This window comes from Saccharopolyspora sp. NPDC045839, from assembly GCF_056431645.1.
The window spans coordinates 67,667-90,175 of the sequence record NZ_JBWKKH010000027.1 but is presented as its reverse complement, the minus strand read 5'-3'; the positions used below and the strand labels follow the sequence as shown (position 1 = coordinate 90,175).

Below are 22,509 nucleotides of genomic sequence, written 5' to 3'. Positions count from 1 at the left end.
TTCTCGTCTCTGAAGCGGCGAAGCCGCTTAGCCCACCTGTGCGTTCGACTGTTTCAGATTCGCTTGGCTTGCAACAGGTTCATGCCGGGGTAGGGCTGCGGCTCGACGCCGTCGAGCTTCGCCGGGTTCCAGGCCGTCACGAGCTCGTTGTGCACCACCGGGTAGAGGACCGCCTGGTCGGCCACGACGTCGAGGTAGTCGTGGACGAGTTGCCGCCGCCGGGTCGGGTCGGGCTCGCGGATCGCCTGGTCCATCGCCGCGAACAGCGCCTTGGCCTCGGGGCTGGAGTCCCACTTGGTGTACTTCATCCAGGTGCCGCCGGCGGTGTAGTTGTAGCGCAGGATCAGGTCCGGGTCGAGGCCGAACTGGTTCGGGTTCGACGCCGCCGCGACGACCTGGTAGGACTGCGACTGGTCCATCTTGGTGAACAGCGCGCTGGTGTCCTGCGGCTGCAGCTCGGTCTTGACGCCGATCGCCTCCCAGGAGTTGGCGATGGTGGGCAGGCAGTCGGCGAGCCAGCTGACGTTCACCGCCATCAGCGTGATGGTCAGCCCGCTGACCCCGGCCTCGGCGAGCAGCGCCCGCGCCCGGTCGGGGTCGTAGTCGTAGACGGTCTTCGCCTTGGCGTAGGCCGGGTTCTGCTCGTTGAGGAAGCTGGTGGCCGGGGTGCCGTGGCCCTTGAGCGCGACGTCGATCATCTTGCGGGTGTCGATGGCGTGGAACAGGGCTTGCCGGACCCGCTTGTCGTCGAACGGCTTCTGACCGGTGTTGAACATCAGGAACAGGTGGTTCATGCCCTTGCCGCCGTTGACCCGCAGCCCGCTCTGGCGCAGCTGGTCGATGTTGGCGTAGGGGATGTTCTCGGCGACCTGCGCCTCGGCGCCGCCGCCGGAGATCTTCGCGACCCGGGCAGAGGCGTCCACGATGGACAGCCAGTTCATCTTCTGCACCGCGGGCTTGCGCGGGCCGTTGTAGTCCGCGAACGCCTCGAACCTGGTGTTGGCCTTGGGGTTGTGCTCGACCAGCTTGTACGGGCCGGAGCCGATGGCCTTGCCGCCCTTGGCCGCGTCCCAGCCGCCCGGGGCGCCGTAGACGTGCTTCGGCATGATCTTCGCGATCGTGAGGCGCTGGATCCCGTCCGGGAACGGGAACTTCAGCACGAGTTCCACTGTGGCGTCGTCGACCTTGCGGGCTTCCTGCAGCCACGCGGCGAAGAACGAGTACGCCAGGGTGCTCGGGTCGAGGACGCGCTCGAAGGTGAACACCACGTCGTCCGCGGTGACCGGCTGCCCGTCGTGCCACTTCGCGCCCGGGCGCAGCGCGAAGCGCCAGGTGGTGGCGTTGGGGTCGGCGGGCGCGGCCACCGCCAGCGCGGGGTAGGGGTCGCGGGTGACCGGGTCGGTGTCGATCAGTCCTTCGTAGACGTGGTTGTTGCCGGCCATCGCGAACGCCGACGCGGTCATGGTCGGGTCCCAGGTCTGGTCGTTGCCGTAGCCGATCACGGCGGTGATCAGGCCCTTGTCGTCGCCGCCGGTCGAGGTCGTCGACGCGGGGCCGCCGCAGGCGCCGACGGTGGCGGAGACGGCCGCCGCCGCGCTCAGGATCCCGCTGTAGCGCAGAAAGTCGCGGCGACTGACGAAGGTGCGGGAAACGTGGGGGCTCACGTTGCCTCCTGGCGGGTTGAGCGACGGGACATGGGACGTCCTACGTCAAGTCTGGGAGTGCAGGCTACGGTCGCCTGCGTTCGGCGGTCAAGAACAGTTGATCGAGAGGTTTCCGGCCGGTTTCGCGAAGCCGTCCGCCGAGCCTTCCAGAGGTTCCACGTAGGACGTAGTATGTCTTCCCTCGTTCGCTCTGCTGGAAGGGCATGACATGCGCATAGCACCTGGAGGGCCGCCGCGGCGGCGGTGGAGAGCCGCGGCGTTGAGCGTCCTGCTGTCGGCCGCGATGCTGTCGGGATCGCCGGCCGGCGCGGCGGCCGAACCGGACCCGGCAGCACCGTTCGTCGACGAGCAGGTCCTGTTCGCGAAGCAGGACTTCGGCTACGCGTGCTTCCGCATCCCGGCCGTCGTCCGGGCCGGGAACGGCGACGTCCTCGCCTTCGCGGAGGGCCGGGTCGCGGACTGCGGTGACGACGGCGACATCGACATCGTGCTGCGGCGCTCCACCGACGGCGGCCGCACCTGGGGCCCGCTGCAGGTGGTCTCCGACGGCAACGGGTCGACGCACGGCAACCCGGTGCCGATCGTCGACCAGCGCACCGGCCGCATCGTGCTGGTCAGCAACCACAACGGGCCCGATCCTTGCCCGAACGGCTGCGATCGCGATCCGTTCGTCCAGGTCAGCGACGACGACGGGGCCACGTGGTCGGCGCCGCGCGAGATGACCGAGGGCAAGCGCCCGGAGTGGAACTTCTGGTACGCCACCGGTCCGATGCACGGCATCCAGCTCACCCGCGGACCGCACGCGGGGCGGCTGGTGGTCGGCGCGAGCCACGAGATCAACGACGGCGTGCGCCCGCACGTCTACGGCACGCACCTGCTCTACAGCGACGACAGCGGCCAGACCTGGCACATCGGTGCGTCCGCGGCCGTCGACGACGGGACGGTCATCGCCCAGGAGGTGACCGTCGTCGAGCTCGCCGACGGGCGGGTCTACGCGCTGGCCAGGGATCGCGGCACCGATCCGGGCCATCGGTCGGTCGCGATCAGCGGCGACGGGGGAGCGACGTTCGACGCGCCGTTCCGGCCCATCGACCTGGCCATGCCCGACGTGCAGGCGTCGACGCTGCGACTGCACGCGCGGGACCAGGGCGACGCCGAGGACCGGATCCTGCTGTCCGCGCCGGCGCATCCGGTGGCGCGCGAGGCGATGTCGGTGCGTTCCTCCTACGACGAGGGACGGAGCTGGCAGCCCTGGGAGCAGGGCAAGGTCTTCTGGTGGGGGCCGTCGGCGTACTCGGACATGGTGAAGCTCGACGGCGACGAGATCGGGCTGTACTACGAGGCCGGCGTCGCCACGCCGTACGAGTCGATCCGGTGGACGCGCTTCAACGAGGCGTACCTGGCGACGCCGAACGGCACGCCGCCGGGCATTCCGGGACCGCCCGAACCCGGTCCGACGACGCCCGATGACTCCGGCCGCGGCAACCCCGCCTTCGTCCGCGGCGACGCGGCGCTGGTGCCCGGGCGGTTCGGGAACGCGTTGGCCCTGGACGGCGTGGACGACCGCGTCGAGGTGCCGTTCGGCAAGTCGATCGACCTCGGCGGCGGCGACTTCACCCTGACGACGTGGTTCCGCTACGCGGACACCACCGGCTCGCACGCCCTGCTGTGGGCGTACCGGACCGGTAGCGGCACCACGCCGCAGCTGTGGCTGCGCGCGGAACCCGGCTCGAACCGGATCCAGGCGCTGATCATGGTGGACCGCTTCAACATCACCGTGCAGTCCGCCGGCGCGTACAACGACGACCAGTGGCACCATGCGGCGCTCCAGCGGGTGGACGGCCGGTTCGTGCTGCGCATCGACGGCCGGGAAGCCGGATCGGCCGAGGTGCCACCGGGTTCCGTCACCGAGGGCAAGGAGTTCGGGGTCGACGGAATCCACATCGGACAGCGCGTGGACGGCGCCAACCGCTTCCACGGCGCCATCGACGAGGTGCGCGTCTACCGGCGCGCGCTGACGCAGGCGGAGCTGGAGTCCATCCGGACGCGGAACGCGCAGATCGGCGGCCGCCTCGGGCTCCGGCTCCCGATGGAGGCCATCTCCTGACGATCCGCAAACCGAATGCCGTGAGCGCGGAACGGGACAGCGATCCCGTTCCGCGCTCCCGACCCGCCGAAGGCCGTCAGCGATCGAGGTCGCCTTCCTCGAACCGGGCGTAGCGGATCGAGGCGTGGGCGTCGTTCGACTCCTGCGGGCCGGCCTCGTAGAGGACTCCCGCCCGGCCGCCGCCGAGGTTGACCAGGTCCGAGTAGGCCGCCCAGGTCGCGTCGACGACCGTGCCGACCTCCTGCCACGTCGCGCCCTCGTCGGCCGACGTGCGGATGCGCAGCGTGTGCCGCCGGTGCGCCATCTTCGGATCATCGTTGTACGGCCCGGAGAACAGGATCAGGTCGTTCGGGTCGCCGGCCGTCTTGGCGCGCAGCCGCACCACCGAGCCCTGCACCACCGGCCCCTTCAGCTCCGGCACGACCGCGAATTCCTGCTCGAACGTCGCGCCCGCGTCAGCGCTGATGGCGTCCGCGCGGTTGCCGGTCGAGGTCTCGGTGCCGTTGTTGTCCTGGTTCCGCGCGGCGGCGTACACCGCGCCGTCGGTGGTCTCCAGCAGGTTGAGCTCCTGCGGGTTGATCTTCTTGCCCGTTCGGTCGTCCACGACGCCGAGCTGCCAGCTCGTCCCGCCGTCGTCGCTGTAGATCAGCCCGGCGCCCTTGCGCCCGCTGCTGCCGCCGAATGTGATACCGACGAGCATGCGGTTGCGGTGCTCGCCCTGCGTCAGCTGGAGGCCGTGCCCGGGGCCGGTCGCGTACCAGGTGTTCCACTCGGACTTCGTCAGCTGCGGCTGGGGTTCGGGCGCGGTCCACTTCGTGCCCTTCGGGTCCGCGCTGTGCTGCAGGAACGGCGTGCGGGTGCACTTGGCGCCGGATTTGCACTCCGAGCCCGGGTTGTGCGTTGTCAGCAGCGAAATCCGGCCGGACTCACCGTCCACGATGGGCACCGGGTTGCCCCGGGTGTCGCCGCCGCCGTCCGCGACGAGTTCGATGTCGCCCCAGGTCTTGCCGTCGTCGGTGGAGCGCTTGAGGACCACGTCGATGTCGCCGGTGTCGGCGCAGTCCTTGCGGCGGCCTTCGGCGAAGGCGAGCAGCGTGCTGCGGTCCTTGGTGCGCACGACGGCGGGGATGCGGAAGCAGTGGTAGCCGCCTTCGCCCTTCTCGTAGACCTCGGTCCCGGCCAACGCCCGCCCGCCGCCGGCGCTTTGGGCGAAGACCGGGCCGGACGGCGCTGCCGCGGGCGCGGCGGGTTCGGGCGCGGTCGCACACGCGCTGCCCAGGACCGCGGTGGCCAGCACCGCCGACGCCGCCTTGGTGCCGATCCTCCAGGTGTGGCGAATGCTCACGAAATTCCTCTCCGCCGTACCGGTACGGCAGGTCGCCCCCGAACAAGATCACCACATCCTGCCAGCGAAGCCGGAAACAAACCGTCGAATCGGAGAAGAGGTGAATTTCGAACATTCGGTGAATCAGGCGGGAATGGACGGTGAACGCGCGCCTGCGGGCGGCTCGAATCCGGTGCTCACGCGGCGGCGGGGAGCTGGTCGTCGCGCCGGACCAGGGCTGCGTATCGGCCGTCGGCGGCCAGCAGTTCGTCATGCGTGCCGCGCTCCGCGATCCGTCCGCCGTCGAGCACCACGATCTGGTCCGCGTCGCGCACGGTCGACAACCGATGCGCGATCGTGAGCGTGGTCCGGCCCGAGGACAGCGCTTCGAGAGCCTGCTGCACCGCGCGTTCGGTCTGGGTGTCCAATGCGCTGGTGGCCTCGTCGAGGATCAGGATCGGCGGGTCTCGCAGGATCGTGCGGGCGATCGCGAGCCGCTGCTTCTCCCCGCCGGAGAACCGGTACCCGCGCTCGCCGACCACTGTGTCGTAGCCGTCCGGCAGTGCCGCCACGTGGTCGTGGATCTGCGCCGCCTTCGCCGCGGCGACCAGTTCCTCGTCGGTGGCGTCGGGCTTGGCGAAGCGCAGGTTCTCGGCCACCGAGGCGTGCAGCAGGTAGGGCTCCTGGGAGACCACGCCGACCGCATCGGCGAGCGTGTCGAAGCCGAGCTCGCGCACGTCGACGCCGTCGATGCGCACCTGTCCGCCGGTGACGTCGTAGAGGCGCGGCACCAGGTAGCTGAGCGTCGTTTTCCCGGATCCGGTCTCGCCGACCACGGCGAGGCTCGTGCCGGCGGGCACGGTCACGTCGATCCCGGTGAGGGTTCCGTCGGCGGCCTCGGGCGAGTAGGCGAACGACACGTCCGCGAACCGCACCTCGCCCTCGATCCGCGCCGGCCGCGCCGGTCGCTCCGGTTCGTCGATGTCGATCGGCAGGTCGAGGTATTCGAAGATGCGGCCGAACAGCGCCAGCGAGCTCTGCACGTCCACGCCGGTGGACAGCAGCGACAGCGTCGGCCGGAACAGGGCCTGCTGCAGGGTGACGAAGGCGACCAGGGTGCCCAGGGTGATCAGCGGGACGCCGAAGGTGCTGGTGACGCCGGCCGCCCAGTAGATCAGCGCGGGCAGCGCGGTCATCACGATCTGGATGCTCGACATCCGCCACCGGCCCGCCATGCTGGAACTGACCTCGAGCCGGGCCAACGCGGCGGACTCGGCGGCGAAGGAGTCGGTGAGCGACCTCGCCCGGCCCATCGTGCGTCCCAGCAGGATCCCGCTGACGGAAAGGGATTCCTGCACGCCGGCGGACATCGATGCCAGCTGGCGCTGCCGCTTCGCGGTGATCTTCTTGCGTTCCCGGCCGATCCGGCGGCTGACCCACACGAACACCGGCAGCAGGGCCACCGACGCGATCGTCAGCCGCCAGTCCAGCGCGAGCATCGCGACCACGGTGGCCACCACGGTGGTGAGGTTGGAGATCAGCGAGGTGGCGGTGGACGTGACGGTGGCCTGCATGCCGCCGATGTCGTTGGCGATGCGGGACTGGATCTCGCCGGTCCGGGTGCGGGTGAAGAACGCCAGCGACATGCGCTGCAGCCGGGCGTAGACCGCCGAGCGCAGTCCGTGCATCACGCTCTGCCCGACCTTGGTGGACAGATATGTCTGGGCGACGTTGAACACGCTGGTCGCGACGGCCACGCCGATCATGCCGAGCACGAGTGCGGTCAGCAGGCCGAGCCGTTGCTGCGGGATGGCGACGTCGAGGACCTCGCGCAGCAGGAACGGCGACGCGACGGAGACCAGGGACGACACGACTACCAGCAGCGCGACGACCAGCAGCGTGCCTCGGTGGGGGCGGAACAGGCGGCCGATGCGGCGGAGGCGGGCGGGCGGGGGAGTGGATTCCTCAGGCGATGACATAGGCGGCTCCAGTGCGATCAAATTCAGAGTCATCTTCATATTTACCATAGTTCACTATTACTGTCACTCTGTTAAGCTGGGCGGGTGGATGCCGGTGGTGAGGAAGAACGTCTCGGCGCGCTGTTCCTGCGGCTCGCCAAGTCCGCGCACGTCCTGCAGCGGCGCGGCGCCGGAGATCTCGGGCTGACGCCCGCGCAAGCGCGTGCGCTGTCCGTGCTGGGCAGGTGCGAGACGCCGCCTCGCATGGCGGAGCTGGCCGAGCGGCTGCACGTGGTGCCGCGAGCGGTGACGCCGATCGTCGACGCCCTCGAAGAGGCGGGCCTGCTGCGGCGCGAGGTCGATCCCGGCAACCGCCGCTCCACCCTGCTGGAGCTGACCCCGGAAGGCCGCAAGACGTGCAAGCGGCTGGCCGAGCTCCGCGCCCGCGCGGCCGGCGAACTGTTCGCCCCGCTCACCGCCGGACAGCGGCAAACCCTGCTGGAACTGCTGGAAAAGGTCGACCAGGCGTCGACGGTCCGATAGGTCGCCCCAGGCGGTTCGTTGTGCGCGTCTTCCGCATCTGTGCGATGCACTGTTCGGCGGCCCGATCGCGTACCGCCCGTGGATATGCTGCTGGATCTGCTCGTAGCGGGGATTTCAACGGGGGTTGACGGTTGAGCGCACTCGAAGCGGCTCTGCTCAAGATCGGTGGCGTGATCGCGACCGCCGCCGGGAAAGGTCTGTTGCGCAGCAGGCAGGCTGCCGCGGAGCGACGGCTCACCCTGGTGGAACTCGCGGGGGCGCGGGGACTCGGACTGCTGCCGCAACGGCGGCTTCGCCGCCAGATCGACCAGCTGGCCGAGATCATCGCCGAGCGCCTCGAACCGCTGAGCGGCACCGAGTTGCGCGACCTCGCCGACCATGAACGGCTCGCCGCGCTGGACGGTGTTGCTCGGGCCTTCGAAGCCGCGGATCTCTCCGACGAACGCGTGCTCCGCGCCGACGCGTCGTCGGCTGCCGTCGAGGCCCTGATCAAGCATTCGGCCGCGCAGGTGCTCCGCGAGATCCAGCTCGGGGAACCCGGTGTCAAGTTCTTCGAGCTGGTGCTGCACGAGGCGTGCGCCTACCTCACCGAGGTCATCTCCACCCTGCCCAGCTTTCAGAGCCGAGTCCTGCGAGAACTGCTCGAACGCGACACGGAGATCATCGAGCTGCTGCGGGAGGTGCTGGACCGGATGCCGCAGCGCGGTGTGGTGTCCGCGATGGGCAGCGCTACCGAGTTCGAGCTGGAGTACCAGCGGGAGCTGGCCCGGAAACTGGACCGGACCCAGCTCTTCGGCGTGACGCTGTCCGGCCCGAGCCGGCGGCACAGGCTGAGCGTGGCCTACATCGGTCTGTCCGTGTCGGTCGATTCCGACACGGCAGAGGAACTCAGCGTCGACGACGCGCTCTCCGGGAGCTCCCGCACCCTCATCAGGGGTGAAGCCGGGTCGGGCAAGACGACGCTGCTGCAGTGGCTGGCGGTCAAATGCGCGCAGGGGACGTTGGAATCTTCGCTGGCGCCGTGGAACGGCCTGGTTCCGTTCTTCGTCCAGCTGCGCAAGTTCGTTGGCCGGCAACTGCCGTCACCCGGGGAGCTTCTCAACACCGTGGCCTGGCAGCTGAAGGACCGGATGCCCAGCGGCTGGGCGTACGACGTGCTGAAGTCCGGACGCGGACTGGTGCTGGTGGACGGCCTGGACGAGGTTTCGGCACGGGATCGCGACGCAGTACGCGAATGGCTGTCCGACTTGGCCGGAGCCTTCCCGAACTGCCGGTACGTGGTGACATCGAGGCCACCCGCCGTCAGCGAGGGCTGGCTGGACGACGGGAGCTACCTCGTCGCTGAGCTGCAACCGATGAGCCGCTCCCGAACCAGGGCGTTCATCAGGCACTGGCACGAAGCGGTGGCAGCCGACCATCCGGCCGACGAGCACGCCGAGGTGGAGGCGTACGAATCGACGCTGATCGCGGCCATCGACGCGAGCCAGGCGCTGCGGAACCTCACGACCAACCCGTTGCTGTGCGCGCTGGTCTGCGCACTCAACCACGATCGGCGCACCCAACTGCCGCGCGAACGCATGGAGCTGTACAGGACGGCGTTGGAGATGTTGCTGAGCCGCCGCGATATCGAACGCCGGGTACCGGACGCAGAGTCGGCGGTGTCGCTGAGCCTGTCCGAGAAGATGCTGCTGTTGGAGGACCTGGCTCACTGGTTCACGATCAACGAGCTCACCGTCGCCGACTCCGTGCGGCTGGTGCGCCGGCTGGGGGAATGCCTGCGTTCCACGCGCAGCCGGGAACTGGACGCCGAGCAGGTTTTCCAGCACCTGCTGTTGCGCAGTGGCCTGCTCCGGGAACACAGCGCTGGACAGGTCGACTTCCTGCACAAGACGTTTCAGGAGTACCTGGCGGCGAAGAGGATCGTGGACACCGACTCGATCGAGATGTTGATCAGGCAGGCGGACAACGACACCTATGGCGAAGTGATCGTGATGGCGGTCGGCCACGCGCGGCCAGGGGAGCGCGAGAAGTTGTTGGACGGCCTGCTCGACGCGAGCGAGGAAGCCGTGGGGGCCGATCGCGATCGTCGCGCGCGGCTGCAACTCCTCGCGGTCTCCTGTCTGGAAACGGCGACGCAGCTCGAACCGTCGCTGCACCGGCGCATAACCGACTGCCTGCGGCAACTCGTTCCGCCCAAGTCCGCGACGGAAGCGCGAAGCCTCGCTGCCATGGGAAAGGACGTTCTTCCGCTGCTCCGGATCTCGGACGCGATGAAGCCTCACGAGGCCGCCGCGACCGCGCTCACCGCGGGCCTGGTCGGTGGGGCGGAGGCGCTCCCGATCCTGGCGGCGCTTGCCGAGGACCGGCGCGATCTCGTGTTCCAGGAAGTCGTGAACGCGTGGAGCTACTTCGATCCGGTCCACTTCGCCCGCGAGGTGCTGGCGGACGCACCGCTGTCCGGTCGGTCGATGCTGATCAACGATGTGAGCGTCCTCGTGGGTCTACCGCACGTTCCGCAGATCACCGACGTGGACTGCCGGCTGGACGGCGCGACTCGGCCCAGCGATCTGCAGCTGTTGAAGAACACACCCCGCCTGCGGTCGTTGCGGATGTCGGGCAACGACCGGCTCCGCGACTTGGGCTTCCTCCGCGGCCACCCGAACCTGTCACTGCTGGAGTTGTCCGACTGTCCGCTGCTGGCCGACTTCTCGGCGTTGCGGGAGCTGCCCGAACTGCTGTCGGTGTCCCTGAAAGGCTGCGGGGGTACGCCTGACATCGAGACGATCATCGGCTGCGAGAGGTTGGTGGGCGTCGGCATCGAAGGCGTCTCAGCTTCAGATGCCGCGCGGTTGCTGCGAACGCGCCCAAGCGTCGGCCGGCTGGCCATCAGAAGATGTCAGCACATCCGCGAGTTGTCGGAGTTGGGTTCCAGTGCATCGTTGCGCGAGCTGTCCCTCGATGCGAGCAGAACCCTGGAAAGCCTGGCAGGCGCGGACCGGTTTCCGGCTTTGCGTCGCTTGGAGCTCATCGACTGCCCTCAACTCCGGAGCCTGGGACGCCATCTCGAGTCGACTTCGCTGGAGTCGTTGTCACTGCGGTGGTGTCCCGACATCCGGTCGCTCGACGAAGTCGCGTCGCTGCGCGGGTTGACGGAGCTCAATCTGTTCGGGCTGAACGTTCACGATCTTTCGCCGTTGGCGGGTCTCGGCTCACTCGTCAGACTCTCGGTCGTCGACTGCGAGTGGCTTGATGACCTGAGTCCGCTCGCTGACGTGCCCGCGCTACAGATGCTGGACGTGTCCAGATCCGGCCGTCGCCTCGACCTGACCGCGTTGCGCGGCAAGAGCAACCTGGTCGTCTACCACAGCGGCAACGTCTACAACGCGGACCGTCTTGGAGAGCACAGCCAAGTGCACCCGTCCATCGGAAAGCGCTAGTGGCGGACAGTGTCAGGCGGGTTCTGGCGGCCAGGACCCGGGTTTCAGCACGCCCAGCACGTAGGCGCGGGCCACCAGCGCGGTCCGGTTCGGCACGCGCCAGCGGCGGGACATGCGCTGCAAGTGGTAGTTGACCCCGTCCGCGGTCAGGCCGACCGACTTGGCGATCTGCGCGGTGGTCACGCCGCCGGCCGCGAGCGCGAGGATCCGCGCCTCCACCGGGCTGACCAGGGCGGTGGCGGGTTGTTCGGCGGGCTCGGTGACGTCGCCGAGGACGTTCAGCAGCAACAGCAACGCGGTCTCGGCATCCGGGGCCTCGCTGACCACGTCGACGGTCATATCGCCGTGCCGCTCCGCCCCGCCCGGCGCGGACCAGCGCACCTCGACCGGGTAGCGGGACCGGCGGCGGCGCCGCAGCGCCTCGACGACCGGGTGCAGCTGATCGCTGGAGCGCGGGCGGAAGAAGTCGAGCGCGTTGCGGCCGCGCAACTGGCTGGGCAGCGTGCCCCACTCCGCGGCCATCAGGGGATTGGCCAGCAGGATCGCGCCTCCGGTGTCGCACACCGCGACCGGCATCGGCAGGTGGTCCAGCAGGATCACCGCCCGGTTGCGCCACGCCACCGCATCATCCCGGTACGCGCGCCCCGGCGGTCCGCCCCGCCACTCCTGTCCCATGCCACTGCCATCTCGAAGATCAGGATGCAAGTCCGATGCCGCAGAGACTACTACGCATTCGTGTAGTGCCGGTGCCCCGAGACGCCCGCGGCTGCCGCGAACGTGGAGGCAGCAACCACTCCCGAGCAGAGGACGCGCCCCGAATGACCGACGCCACCCTGATCCACCCGCGAGTCGACGACGGCGTTCCCGTCATCGACGTTTCGGACACCGGCCTCACGAACCGGCCGACCCAGCAGGCGATGGCGCTCGCCCGGCGGCACGGCCCGGTGTTCCGGCGCCGCTTCCACGACCGCGAGACCCTCCTGGTCGGCGACCTGGGCCTGGTCACCGAGCTGGCGGACGAGCAGCGGTTCGCCAAGGCGGTCGGACCCGCGCTGCAGAACGTCCGCGAGTTCGCCGGGGACGGCCTGTTCACCGCCTACAACGAGGAACCCAACTGGGGCAAGGCGCACGACATCCTGATGCCCGCCTTCGCCCTCGGCTCGATGCGCACCTACCACCCGGTCATGCTGCGGGTGGCCCGCCGCCTCCTCGGGTCCTGGGACCGCCGGGCCGCCGCCGGCGTGCCGGTGGACGTGCCCGACGACATGACGCGGATGACGCTGGACACCATCGGGCTGGCCGGTTTCGGTTTCGACTTCGGCTCGTTCGACCGCGACGAGCCGCACCCGTTCGTCGGCTCCATGGTGCGCTGCCTCGACTGGAGCATGTCGCGGCTGACCATGCCGCCCGGCGCCGATCACGCCGGGCGCGACGCGGCGTTCCGGGCCGACGCGGCGTACCTGGCGTCCGTGGTCGACGACGTCATCGGCGCCCGCACGGCCGCGGGCGAAACGTCGGCCGACGACCTCCTGGGGCTCATGCTCGGCGCGGCGCACCCCGCCGACGGCACCACGCTGGACCTCGCCAACATCCGCAACCAGATCATCACCTTCCTCATCGCCGGGCACGAGACGACGTCCGGCACCCTGTCGTTCGCGCTGCACTTCCTCGCCAAGCACCCGACGGCGCTGCACGTGGTGCAGCGCGAGGTGGACGAGCTGTGGGGCGACACCGAACCGGACCCGACGTTCGAGGACGTCGGCCGCCTGACCGCCACCCGCCAGGTGCTCAACGAGGCGCTGCGGTTGTGGCCGTCGGCGCCGGCCTTCGGGCGAGTGGCGCGCGAGGACACCTTGCTGGGCGGGCGGATTCCGCTGCGCGCCGGGGAATCCGTGGCGGTGCTGACGCCGGTGCTGCACCGCGACCCGGTGTGGGGCGACAACCCCGAGCTCTTCGACCCGACGCGGTTCACCCCCGAGGCCGAGGCGGCCCGGTCGCCGCACGCGTTCAAGCCGTTCGGCACCGGTGAGCGCGCGTGCATCGGGCGGCAGTTCGCCCTGCACGAGGCCACCATGCTGCTCGGGATGCTGGTGCACCGGTACCGGCTGGTCGATCAAGCCGGCTACCGGCTCGACGTGAAGGAAACGCTGACGCTCAAACCGGAAGGGCTGACGCTGACCCTCCTGCCGCGCACCGCCGCGGACCGCGCGGCGAATCGCGCGGCGCTGCCTGCCGGCACTTCCGGAGCGGCCGACGAACCGGTGGCCGACGCCGGGCTGCCCGGCCGCGTGCTGCCGGGCACCGAGCTGCTCCTCCTGCACGGCTCGAACTACGGCACCTGCCGCGACTTCGCCGGCCGGCTCGCCGACGCCGGCGCCGACCTCGGCTGCGAGGTCGAAGTCGCGCCGCTGGACGCCTACGCGGGCGGTCTGCCCGCCGACCGGGCGGTCGTCATCGTCGCCGCCTCCTACAACGGCCACCCGACCGACGACGCGGTGTCGTTCGCGCGCTGGCTGGACGAGGCCGAACCCGGCGCGGCCGAGGGCGTGGCCTTCGCGGTGCTGGGCGTCGGCGACCGCAACTGGGCGGCCACCTACCAGCACGTTCCGACGCGCCTCGACGCCCGGCTCGCCGAGCTCGGCGGCACCCGCATCGTCGAGCGCGCGGCGGCGGACGCCGCGGGTGATCTGACCGGCGCGGTGCGGAAGTTCACCGCATCGCTGCGAAGCGCGCTGCTGGAACGGCACGGTGATCCCGCCGCGGCCGGGGCGGCGCCGCAGCGCGAAACCGGTTACGCGGTCGCGGAAATCACCGGCGGTCCGCTCGATGCGCTCGCCGCCCGGCACGACGTGGCCGAGATGGTGGTGACCGAGGTCGCCACCCTCACCGAGCCGGCGTACCCGCGGGTCAAGCGCCTCGTCCGGGTGGCGCTGCCCGAGGGGTGCGACTACCGGACCGCAGACCACCTGACGGTTCTCCCGGCCAACGACCCGGCGCTGGTCGCCCGGGCCGCCGAGCTGCTGGGCGTCGATCCGGACGCGGTCCTCAACATCACCCCGGGCCGCCCGGGCCGTGACGCCCTCCCGATCGACCGGCCGATCGCCGTGCGCGATCTCCTGGCCCGGCACGTGGAGCTGCAGGACCGCCCGACCGCCGAACAGCTCGGCGTCCTCGCCGACCTCAACCCGTGCCCGCCGGAGCAGGCCGCTCTCCGGGCGCTCGCCGACGACGCCGCTGACCAGCGCACGCTCCTGGACGTGATCGAGGACCATCCGGCGCTGCGCGAAGTCCTGACCTGGCCGGTGATCCTGGACCTGCTGCCGCCGATGCGGCCGCGGCACTACTCGATCTCCTCCTCACCGGCGGCCGATCCGCGCCACGCCGACCTGATGGTCTCCCTGCTGCAGGGTCCGGCGCGCTCCGGGCGAGGGGAGTTCCGGGGCACCGGCTCGGGATACCTGAACGCGGTGCGGCCGGGCGACACCATCCTGGCGCGCGTCCAGCCGTGCCGCGAAGCGTTCCGCATCGGCACGGACGTCCCGGTGGTCATGATCGCCGCGGGCACCGGCCTGGCGCCGTTCCGGGGCGCGATCGCGGACCGGCGCGGCCTCGTCGAAAGCGGCGCCCGGCTCGCCCCCGCGGTGTGCTACTTCGGTTGCGACGCGGCGGATGCCGACTACCTCCACGCGGCGGAACTCGCCGCCGCCGAGTCGGCCGGCGCGGTCGCCGTCCGTCCGGTCTTCAGCGAAGCGCCGGTCGGCGGGCACCGGTTCGTGCAGCATCGCATCGCGGCGGAAGTCGACGAGGTCTGGAACCTGTTGCAGGACGGGGCGAAGGTCTACGTCTGCGGCGACGGCAACCGGATGGCGCCGGGGGTGCGCGAGGCGTTCCGCACGGTGTACCGCGAGCGAATTCCCGGTAGCGACGCGGAAACCGCCGACGCCTGGTTGCGGGGACTCATCGCCGACGGGCGATACGTGGAGGACGTGTACGGCGGCTGACGCGCTCCGCGATCTGTGCCAAGGTCGGGTGCTGGGCCGTCGGTGGCGGCGGCCGTGGAGCTGTGGAAGGGACGACGAGGATGAGCGAGTCCGGGATGGGCTGGGGGCGTCCGGAGCTGCTGTCGAACGTCAACTACCGGAAGCACCGCGAGAACCTCCGCCGGCAGGAGACCGATGCGGTGTTCCGCTACATCTACGAGCACAACCTGTGGGGGAGCGAGGAATCGGTTTCCGGGCACGGTTCGGAGAGCACCGCGACCGAGCACATCCGGACCGAAATCCCCGCTCTGCTGCGCAGGCGTGGCGTGCGCACCGTCGCGGACGTCCCCTGCGGGGACTTCGGTTGGCTCAGCACCACCGACCTGGGCGTCGAAACCTACGTCGGCGCCGACATCGTGCCGGAACTCGTTGCGCACAACCGGGATCGCTACGGCGGCGCGCAACGCCGGTTCGAGATCCTCGACCTCACCGCGGATCCGCTGCCCGCGGCGGATCTCGTGCTGTGCCGGGACTGCCTGGTGCACCTCACCTTCGACCAGATCCGGGCCGCGTTGCGCAACATCCGGCGCAGCGGGGCGCGGTACCTGCTGACCACGACGTTCCCGGAGCTGGCGGTGAACGTCGACGTGGAGACCGGGGACTGGCGCCCGCTGAACTTGCAGCTGGCGCCGTTCGGCTTCCCGGCCCCGCTGGAACTCATCGTCGAGGGCTGCGTCGAAGGCGACGGGCGGTACGCCGACAAGGCGCTGGGCCTGTGGGAGGTCGCCGACCTCGGCTGACCCGGGAACTCCTGCCCCGCCGGGGCGGGAGTTCCGCTGTTCACGGGCGGCCGAGCGCGGCGGCGATGCCGGCGAGCAGGCAGTTGAGGCCGAACTCGAAGCGGTCGTCGGGATCTGGGTCGCCGGACTCCAGGATTCCGCGGTTGAAGTGGGGGAACTCGCCGGACTCGACCACCTGCCGCACGTAGGCGCCGACCGCGTTCCGCCATTCGTCGACGGTCATGCCCGTCGTGCGCCGCGCCTCCAGCTCGGCCAGTTCCGCGGCCACCGAGCCGAGCACGAAGGTGTTGACGGCGTCGACGACCATGCCCGCTCGCGTCGCGTCGGCGGTCGCCCGGCTCACCACGCCGAGCGTGTGATCGCCCCGTTTGATCACGTTCGGGCCGAGCGCAGGGCACCGGGCGGCCTGTTGCGCCAGCCAAGGGTGCTCCAGCAGCCCGGCGCGGAAGGTCCTGGCGCACGCGGCCAGCTCGGCGAGCCAGTCCTCGCCGCGCCCTTCCGGCAGCGGCATTTCGCCGTGCACCGCGTCGATCATCAGCTCGATCAGCTCGTCCTTGTTGGTGATGTGGCGGTACAGCGAGGTGGTGCCGGAACCCATCTCGGCCGCGATCCGCCGCATGGACAGCGCATCGATGCCTTCGGCGTCGGCGATCCGGATCGCGGTGCGGACGATCTGCTCCTCGCTGAGCGCCGGACGGCTGCCGCGCTCCCGGTCGCGCATCCAGACCAGGGCCGAGGGCTGTGATCGAGCAGACATGGGCACAGTGTACGCGTCGGGTACAGTGTGCCCAAAATGGGAACACTGTTCCCGAGTTCGAGGAGGCTCTCATGTCCCGGATACCGGTCCTCATCGCCGGCGGCGGCACCGTCGGCCTGGCCGCTGCCGTGTTCCTCGGCCATCACGGCATGCCATCACTGGTCGTCGAGCGCCGCGCTGCGCCGTCCAACCACCCCCGTGCGCTCGGGATCAGCCAGCGCACGTTGGAGTTCTTCCGCGAAGTCGGGTTGCGCGATGCGATCGACGACGTCGCCGTCCGGTCTGCGGAGATGTGGAAGGCGGACGCGCGCACGGTCGCCGAGATCGACCGCAGCCGGGCGCCGCGATTCGTGAAGCCGCCGATCTCCTCCGGCATCTCGCCGGAGATGCCGCATGGGCACTACCCGCAAGATCGGCTCGACACGGTGCTCCTGCCGGCGGCCCGCGAACGCGGGGCGACCGTCGAGTTCGGCGTGGCCGTGACCGAGGTCGAGCAGGACGCCGATGGAGTGGCGGTGACGTTGTCCGATGGGCGCGTGATCCACGCCGACTACCTGGTGGGCGCGGACGGCGTGAACAGCGCGGTGCGCGACGCGCTGGGGATCGCCACTACGGGGCCGGGCGAAATCGGCGACACCACCGTGAACATCCTGTTCAACGCCGACCTGGTGGGCCACTTCGGTTCGATGCCGGTCATGGTGCAGGTCAGCCATCCGGACGCCCCGGGCATGATGTTGGCCGTCGGCGAGAAGCGCTGGGTGCTGCACGTCGGCCTGGATGCGGTCGGAGGCCTTTCCGGGCAGCAGTGCGCCGCGGCGGTCCGCACTGCGCTCGGCGCGGACGTGCCCGTGGAGATCGTCAACGCGCTGCCGTGGCGGGCGACCGTGCGCATGGCGGACGAATTCCGCTCCGGCCGCGCCTTCCTCGTCGGCGACGCCGCGCGGGCCATCTCGCCGCTCGGGGCCATGGGGCTGAACACCGGCGTGGCGGACGCCCACAACCTCGCCTGGAAACTCGGCATGGTGCTCGCCGGGCAGGCGGGTGACCGGTTGCTGGACAGCTACCACGAGGAACGCCACGCGGTCGCCGAGCTGGTGACCCGGCAGGCGCTGCTGCGCTGGGAGCACCCGCGCCTGCACTGGGATCCGGCGGCGGCCGCGGAGCGCGCCGCGGCCGGGATGTGGAACGCCCCGGTGGTGCTCATGGCCCACCGGTACGACTCCTCGGCGGTGATCGACCCGGTGGTCGACGTGCCGTCCACAGAGGACGTCGACGCGAGCCTCGACGGCGCGCCCGGCTCGCGGCTGCCGCACCGTTGGGTGGCCGGGACGAGCGTGTCCACCTTGGACCTGGTCGGATCCCGCTTCGCGGTGCTGACCGGCCCCGGCGGCGGCCACTGGGTGGAGGCGGCGCGCGAGATCGGGCTGACGGCCGTGCAGCTCGACGCGGACTGGGCGTCCTCGGCGAACGTCGACCACGACGGCGCCTTGCTGGTGCGGCCAGACGGTTTCATCGCCTGGCGCGCACCAGGAAGCGCGGATCCCGCGACGCTGCGGAAGGCGTTCGCCGCGGTCACCGGTCGTTAGCCGGCCAGGCGCTTCTCGTACCCGGCGAGGCGGACGCAGGTGGTGAGGCCGCGGATCGCCTGCTCCAGCTCCTGTCGCCCGGGGTAGCTGGGGGCGATCCGGATGACCGCGTCGTCCGGATCGACGCCGTGCGGGTGGGTGGCACCGGCCGGGGTCAGCGCGATCCCGGCGTCGCCCGCCAGGCGCACGACCTCCTTGGCGCAGCCGTCGGGCACCCGCAGCGAGATGAAGTACCCGCCCTTCGGGGACGTCCACTCGGCCAGGTCCGTGCCGCCGAGCTCCTCGTCGAAGATGCGCAGCACCGCCTCGAACTTGGGCTGCAGCAGCGCGCGGTGGCGGTCCATGTGGGCGCGCACCCCGTCGGCGTCCTCGAGGAACAGCACGTGCCGGAGCTGGTTGACCTTGTCCGGGCCGATCGAGCGCTTCGAGTTGTTGGCCAGCAGCCAGTCGCGGTTGGCCGGCGAGGAACCGAAGAACGCGACACCGGCCCCGGCCCAGGTGATCTTGGAGGTCGAGCCGAAGACGAAGGCCCGGTCCGGGTTTCCGGCCTCGGCGCACGCCGCCAGCAGGTCGGCGATCTCCACCCGCTCGTCGGTGAGGTGGTGCACCGCGTAGGCGTTGTCCCAGAAGATCCGGAAGTCCGGGGCGGCCGTGCGCATCCCGGCCAGCCGCCGCACCGTCTCGTCCGAGTAGCAGGTGCCGTCCGGGTTGCTGTACTTCGGCACGCACCAGATGCCCTTGATCGCCGGGTCCTCGGCGACCAGCCGCTCCACTTCGGACATGTCGGGCCCGTCGGCGGTCATCGCGACCGGGATCATCTCGATGCCGAAGCGCGCGCAGAGGGAGAAATGCCGGTCGTAGCCGGGAACCGGGCACAGGAAGGCGATGCGCTCCTGGCCGGCCCAGCGCGACTCGGCGCCCGGCAGGACGCTCAGCAGCGCGTGCACCAGGCAGTCGTGCATCAGCTCCAGGCTGGAGTTGCCCGCGGCCAGCAGCTGCTCCACCGGCACCTGGAGGAAGTCCGCGAACAGCGCCCGCATCTCCGGCAGGCCCTGCAGGCCACCGTAATTCCGGCAGTCGGTGCCGTCCGCGGCGGTGGGCCGGCCGGCGCCGGGCAGCTCCTGCAGGCCGGCCGCCAGGTCGAGCTGCTCGGGCGAGGGCTTGCCGCGGGTCAGGTCGAACGACAGGCCGGCGTCCACCAGTTCGCGGTAATCGCGGCGGGCGGTTTCGACCAGTGTGGAGGTTGTCTCGGCGTTCGTACCAACGGGCATCGTGCGTTCCCTTCGCGTGCGGCGACCTGCGGGAAGCCTACAGGTCGCCGCATCGTCGATCCCGCCCGCGCCGTCCGGGAACGGCCGGTGTCCACTGTGGTCAGCCGCGGTACGGGAACTCCGGCGGGCGGCGCTGGAGGAAGGCGCTGATCCCTTCGGCGCTCTCGCCGCTTTCAGTGGACAGGTCCTGCCAGTACTGGCGGCGTTCGTCGAGCGACTCGCCTCGGCTGGCCATGTCGATGAGTTGCTTGGATGCCCGGACCGTCAGCTGGGAGCGCCCGGCGATGGTCGTCGCGAGGGCGATCGCGCGGCCGCGGGCGTCGTCGGTGATCTCGTCGACCAGTCGCATCTGGAGCGCGCGTGCGGCGTCGAAGAAGTCCGCGGAGAACAGCAGCAGTTTCGCGTTCACCGGCCCGACGAGCTCGGTGAGCCGGGCGATGCTGGAGGCGGGGTAGACGATGCCGAGCTTGGCCGGGGTGATGCCGAAGGTGGCGCCGGTGTCGGTGATGCGGATGTCGCAGGCGGCCGCGAGCTGGCAGCCGCCGCCGATGCAGAGCCCGTTGATCAGCGCGATCGTCGGTAGCGGGCAGGTGAGCAGCGCCCGCTCGGCTGTCACCGTCACGCTCTCGTCTCGGCCGCCCTCGATCTCGTCCAGTTCATTGATGTTCGCGCCGGCGCAGAACGCGTCGCCCGCGCCGGTGAGCACGACGACCCGGACGGCGGGATCGTCGGCGACCTTGGTCAGCAGGTCGGGGACCTGCCGCCACATGCTCGCGCTCATGGCGTTGCGCCTGCTCGGGTTGTCGATGGTGATCCATGCGATGTGCTCGGCGATGTGCAGGTCCAGCCGGCCCGGTGTGAGGTCGTTCATCGCTTGGTCGCTCCCGTGGTCGTCGGCAGGTGAGTGATGCCGCGGCGGTCCAGATCCTCGATCTCGTCTTCGTTGAACAGCGGGGCCAGGATCGCCGCGGAGTGCTCGCCGAACTCCGGTGGCGGGGAGTGCACCGCGGCGGGCTGGTCGTCGATCCAGATCGGCGCGCGCAGCAACGGCATCGAGGCTCCGGCCGTCGACATGACCTGCTGCACCATACCGAGCGCCTGCACCTGCGGGTCGGCGAAGACCTGATCCATCCGGTGCACGGGTCCGCAGGGGATACCGGCTTCGCGCAGCGCCGCCACCCAGTGCGCCGAACCCTCGGCGCGGAGCAGTCGTTCGAGATCGGCCCGCAGCGCGGCGCGGTGCTCGACGCGGCTCGCGCCATCGGCGTACTCCGGGCGCTCGGCCAGGGCCGGGTCGCCGAGCGCGGCGCAGAGCGCCTCCCACTGTCGTGGCGAACCGGCGGCGATGTTGATGGGGGAGTCGGCCGTGTCGAACATCCCGTACGGGCTGATCACCGGGTGATCGTTGCCCTGCGGTTGCGGGATCTCGCCGGTGCTGAGGTAGCCCTGCGCGTGGAAGGTCAGCGCCGCCAGCGCCGATTCCAGCAGCGAGGTCTGCACGTGGGCGCCGTCCCCGGTGCGTTCCCGCCCGGCGACCGCCGCCGCGACCGAGAGGGCCGCCACGATCCCGGTGATCGTGTCGATGATCGGCACCCCGACGCGCATCGGGGTCTCCGCGCCGGCGCCGGTGACCGACATCAGGCCCGACATGCCCTGCGCGATCTGGTCGAGCCCGGGTGTTTCCCGTTCCGGTCCGGTCGGCCCGTAGCCGCTGATGCTGGCGATCACCAGTCGCGGGTGCTCCGCCCGCAGCCGCGCGGGATCCAGGCCGAGCTTCGCGAGCACGCCCGGCCGGAAGTTCTCCACCAGCACGTCCGCATCGGCGACCAGCCGGGCCAGGACGTCCTGGCCCGCCGGGCTGCGCAGGTCCAGCGCGAGGGAGCGCTTGTTCCGGTTGACCGCGGCGAAGTACTGGCTCCGGTCCCCGTCGAACGGGCCGAACGCGCGGGAGCCGTCGCCGTGCGGCACCGGCTCCACCTTGATCACCTCGGCGCCGAGGTCGGCCAGCAGGGCGGTGCACATCGGACCGGCGAGCACGCGCGTCAGGTCGATCACCCGGATCCCGGTCAGCGGCGCGTGCGTCATGGGGCGACCTCCGGTTCTCTGGTCCACGATGTGGTCCGTCGATCCGCACAGTGGACCGAACGGATCTGGACGCTACGATGCGCCGCACATCGCGTCAAGAGGTGGATCATGTCCATGCAGAGCGTCAAGAACGCCCTCCGCGTCCTGGAAGCGGTGGCCGAGAACCAGCCCGCCGGGCTCAGCGACCTGACCCAGCGGCTGGGGTTGCCGAAGACCACCGTCCAGCGCTGCCTGACCACGTTGCACGAGGCGGGGTGGATCAAACCCGCCGGGCACGAGCTGCGCCGCTGGACGATCACCGGCCGGGCGTTCTCGGTGGGCAGCCAGGCCGCCAACGACCGGGATCTGCGGTCGGTGGCGTTGCCGCTGCTCAGCGAACTCCAGGCGGCCACCGGCGAAACGGTGCACCTGATGGTGCCGGACGGCAACGAGGTGGTGCTCATCGAGCGCCTCGACAGCGCCCACCAGCTGCGCACGTTCTACTCGCTGGGCCTCCGCTCGCCGTTGCACGCCACGTCCAACGGCAAGGCCGTGCTGGCCGCGATGCCGGACGACGACGTCGCCGACTACCTGGCGAAGTACCTGTCCAGGGTCACCGATCGCACGATCGTCGACCCCGATGCGCTGCTGGCCCAGCTGGCGACCATCCGCAGGCAGGGCTACGCCGTGAACGAGGAGGAGCACCAGCCCGGCATCGTGGCCATCGGCGCTGCCATCTGCCCGCCCGGCGCGGGTGCGGTCGGCTCGCTGTCGGTGTCCGCGCCCAAGGTGCGGCTCACGCGCAACCGCTACGCGACCGTCGGCCGGCAGGTCCGCGACACGGCTTTCCGCATCTCCCAAGGGCTCTCGTCGTCGGTCGCCCCGCTGCCGTAGCGGATCGACGCCGCGCCAACGAATTCCGGCATCGCACCTTGACGTGTCCGGGAGCACGACCCTACGGTGCCGTGGACCACAATGCAGTCAGGTGGACCACGATGCGGTCCGGGCTCGACGGGGA

Annotated in this window: 15 protein-coding genes; 7 read left to right on the top strand and 8 right to left on the bottom strand. The window is 70.5% G+C overall.

The window, feature by feature from the left end; genetic code table 11:
* Positions 1-53: 53 nt before the first annotated feature.
* On the bottom strand, positions 54-1,664 hold the full coding sequence (locus AC07EQ_RS30870; protein ID WP_478391384.1) for an ABC transporter substrate-binding protein: 1,611 nt from the start codon (positions 1,662-1,664) through the stop codon (positions 54-56).
* A 259-nt stretch (positions 1,665-1,923) separates the two neighbouring features.
* Here AC07EQ_RS30870 and AC07EQ_RS30865 point away from each other — a divergent pair, with 259 nt between their 5' ends.
* Positions 1,924-3,771 (top strand): exo-alpha-sialidase, encoded by a 1,848-nt coding sequence (locus tag AC07EQ_RS30865; RefSeq protein ID WP_478391383.1) that lies wholly within the window; start codon positions 1,924-1,926, stop codon positions 3,769-3,771.
* Positions 3,772-3,847: 76 nt separating this feature from the next.
* On the opposite strand, the gene AC07EQ_RS30860 is transcribed toward AC07EQ_RS30865, so the two are convergent.
* Positions 3,848-5,116, bottom strand: a complete 1,269-nt coding sequence (locus AC07EQ_RS30860; RefSeq protein WP_478391382.1) for a sialidase family protein — start codon at positions 5,114-5,116, stop codon at positions 3,848-3,850.
* Positions 5,117-5,292: 176 nt separating this feature from the next.
* Positions 5,293-7,074 (bottom strand): ABC transporter ATP-binding protein, encoded by a 1,782-nt coding sequence (locus tag AC07EQ_RS30855; RefSeq protein ID WP_478391381.1) that lies wholly within the window; start codon positions 7,072-7,074, stop codon positions 5,293-5,295.
* Positions 7,075-7,158: 84 nt separating this feature from the next.
* On the opposite strand from AC07EQ_RS30855, the gene AC07EQ_RS30850 reads away from it, so the two are divergent.
* Together AC07EQ_RS30850 and AC07EQ_RS30845 are read left to right on the top strand one after the other, a co-directional pair.
* The gene (locus tag AC07EQ_RS30850) at positions 7,159-7,596 is read left to right on the top strand and encodes a MarR family winged helix-turn-helix transcriptional regulator (RefSeq protein ID WP_478391380.1); all 438 of its coding nucleotides are present in this window, start codon (positions 7,159-7,161) and stop codon (positions 7,594-7,596) included.
* Between the two features lie 131 nt (positions 7,597-7,727).
* Positions 7,728-11,033, top strand: a complete 3,306-nt coding sequence (locus tag AC07EQ_RS30845; protein WP_478391379.1) for an NACHT domain-containing protein — start codon at positions 7,728-7,730, stop codon at positions 11,031-11,033.
* A 12-nt stretch (positions 11,034-11,045) separates the two neighbouring features.
* Here AC07EQ_RS30845 and AC07EQ_RS30840 read toward each other — a convergent pair whose 3' ends face one another.
* Complete coding sequence (locus AC07EQ_RS30840; RefSeq protein WP_478391378.1) at positions 11,046-11,708, bottom strand: helix-turn-helix transcriptional regulator; 663 nt, start codon at positions 11,706-11,708, stop codon at positions 11,046-11,048.
* Positions 11,709-11,851: 143 nt separating this feature from the next.
* Here AC07EQ_RS30840 and AC07EQ_RS30835 point away from each other — a divergent pair, with 143 nt between their 5' ends.
* Both AC07EQ_RS30835 and AC07EQ_RS30830 read left to right on the top strand, forming a co-directional pair.
* Positions 11,852-15,034, top strand: a complete 3,183-nt coding sequence (locus AC07EQ_RS30835; RefSeq protein WP_478391377.1) for a cytochrome P450 — start codon at positions 11,852-11,854, stop codon at positions 15,032-15,034.
* Between the two features lie 80 nt (positions 15,035-15,114).
* Positions 15,115-15,813, top strand: coding sequence for a class I SAM-dependent methyltransferase (locus tag AC07EQ_RS30830; RefSeq protein WP_478391376.1), 699 nt, complete (start codon positions 15,115-15,117; stop codon positions 15,811-15,813).
* A 40-nt stretch (positions 15,814-15,853) separates the two neighbouring features.
* Here AC07EQ_RS30830 and AC07EQ_RS30825 read toward each other — a convergent pair whose 3' ends face one another.
* Positions 15,854-16,570 (bottom strand): TetR/AcrR family transcriptional regulator, encoded by a 717-nt coding sequence (locus AC07EQ_RS30825; protein WP_478391375.1) that lies wholly within the window; start codon positions 16,568-16,570, stop codon positions 15,854-15,856.
* A 71-nt stretch (positions 16,571-16,641) separates the two neighbouring features.
* Here AC07EQ_RS30825 and AC07EQ_RS30820 point away from each other — a divergent pair, with 71 nt between their 5' ends.
* Positions 16,642-18,156: an FAD-dependent monooxygenase gene (locus AC07EQ_RS30820; protein WP_478391374.1), complete on the top strand. Its 1,515-nt coding sequence runs from the start codon at positions 16,642-16,644 to the stop codon at positions 18,154-18,156.
* Here AC07EQ_RS30820 and AC07EQ_RS30815 read toward each other — a convergent pair.
* The 3 genes from AC07EQ_RS30815 to AC07EQ_RS30805 form a co-directional block, all read right to left on the bottom strand.
* On the bottom strand, positions 18,153-19,427 hold the full coding sequence (locus AC07EQ_RS30815; RefSeq protein WP_478391373.1) for an aspartate aminotransferase type Ic: 1,275 nt from the start codon (positions 19,425-19,427) through the stop codon (positions 18,153-18,155). The genes AC07EQ_RS30820 and AC07EQ_RS30815 overlap by 4 nt on opposite strands.
* A gap of 100 nt (positions 19,428-19,527) precedes the next feature.
* Positions 19,528-20,298, bottom strand: a complete 771-nt coding sequence (locus tag AC07EQ_RS30810) for an enoyl-CoA hydratase/isomerase family protein (RefSeq protein WP_478391372.1) — start codon at positions 20,296-20,298, stop codon at positions 19,528-19,530.
* Entirely contained in the window at positions 20,295-21,512 is a 1,218-nt protein-coding gene (locus AC07EQ_RS30805; protein ID WP_478391371.1) for a CaiB/BaiF CoA transferase family protein, read from the bottom strand. Before AC07EQ_RS30805 ends, AC07EQ_RS30810 begins: the two co-directional genes overlap by 4 nt.
* Positions 21,513-21,620: 108 nt before the next feature.
* Between AC07EQ_RS30805 and AC07EQ_RS30800 the strand changes: the two genes are divergently transcribed.
* Positions 21,621-22,385 (top strand): IclR family transcriptional regulator, encoded by a 765-nt coding sequence (locus tag AC07EQ_RS30800; RefSeq protein ID WP_478391370.1) that lies wholly within the window; start codon positions 21,621-21,623, stop codon positions 22,383-22,385.
* Positions 22,386-22,509 lie beyond the last annotated feature (124 nt).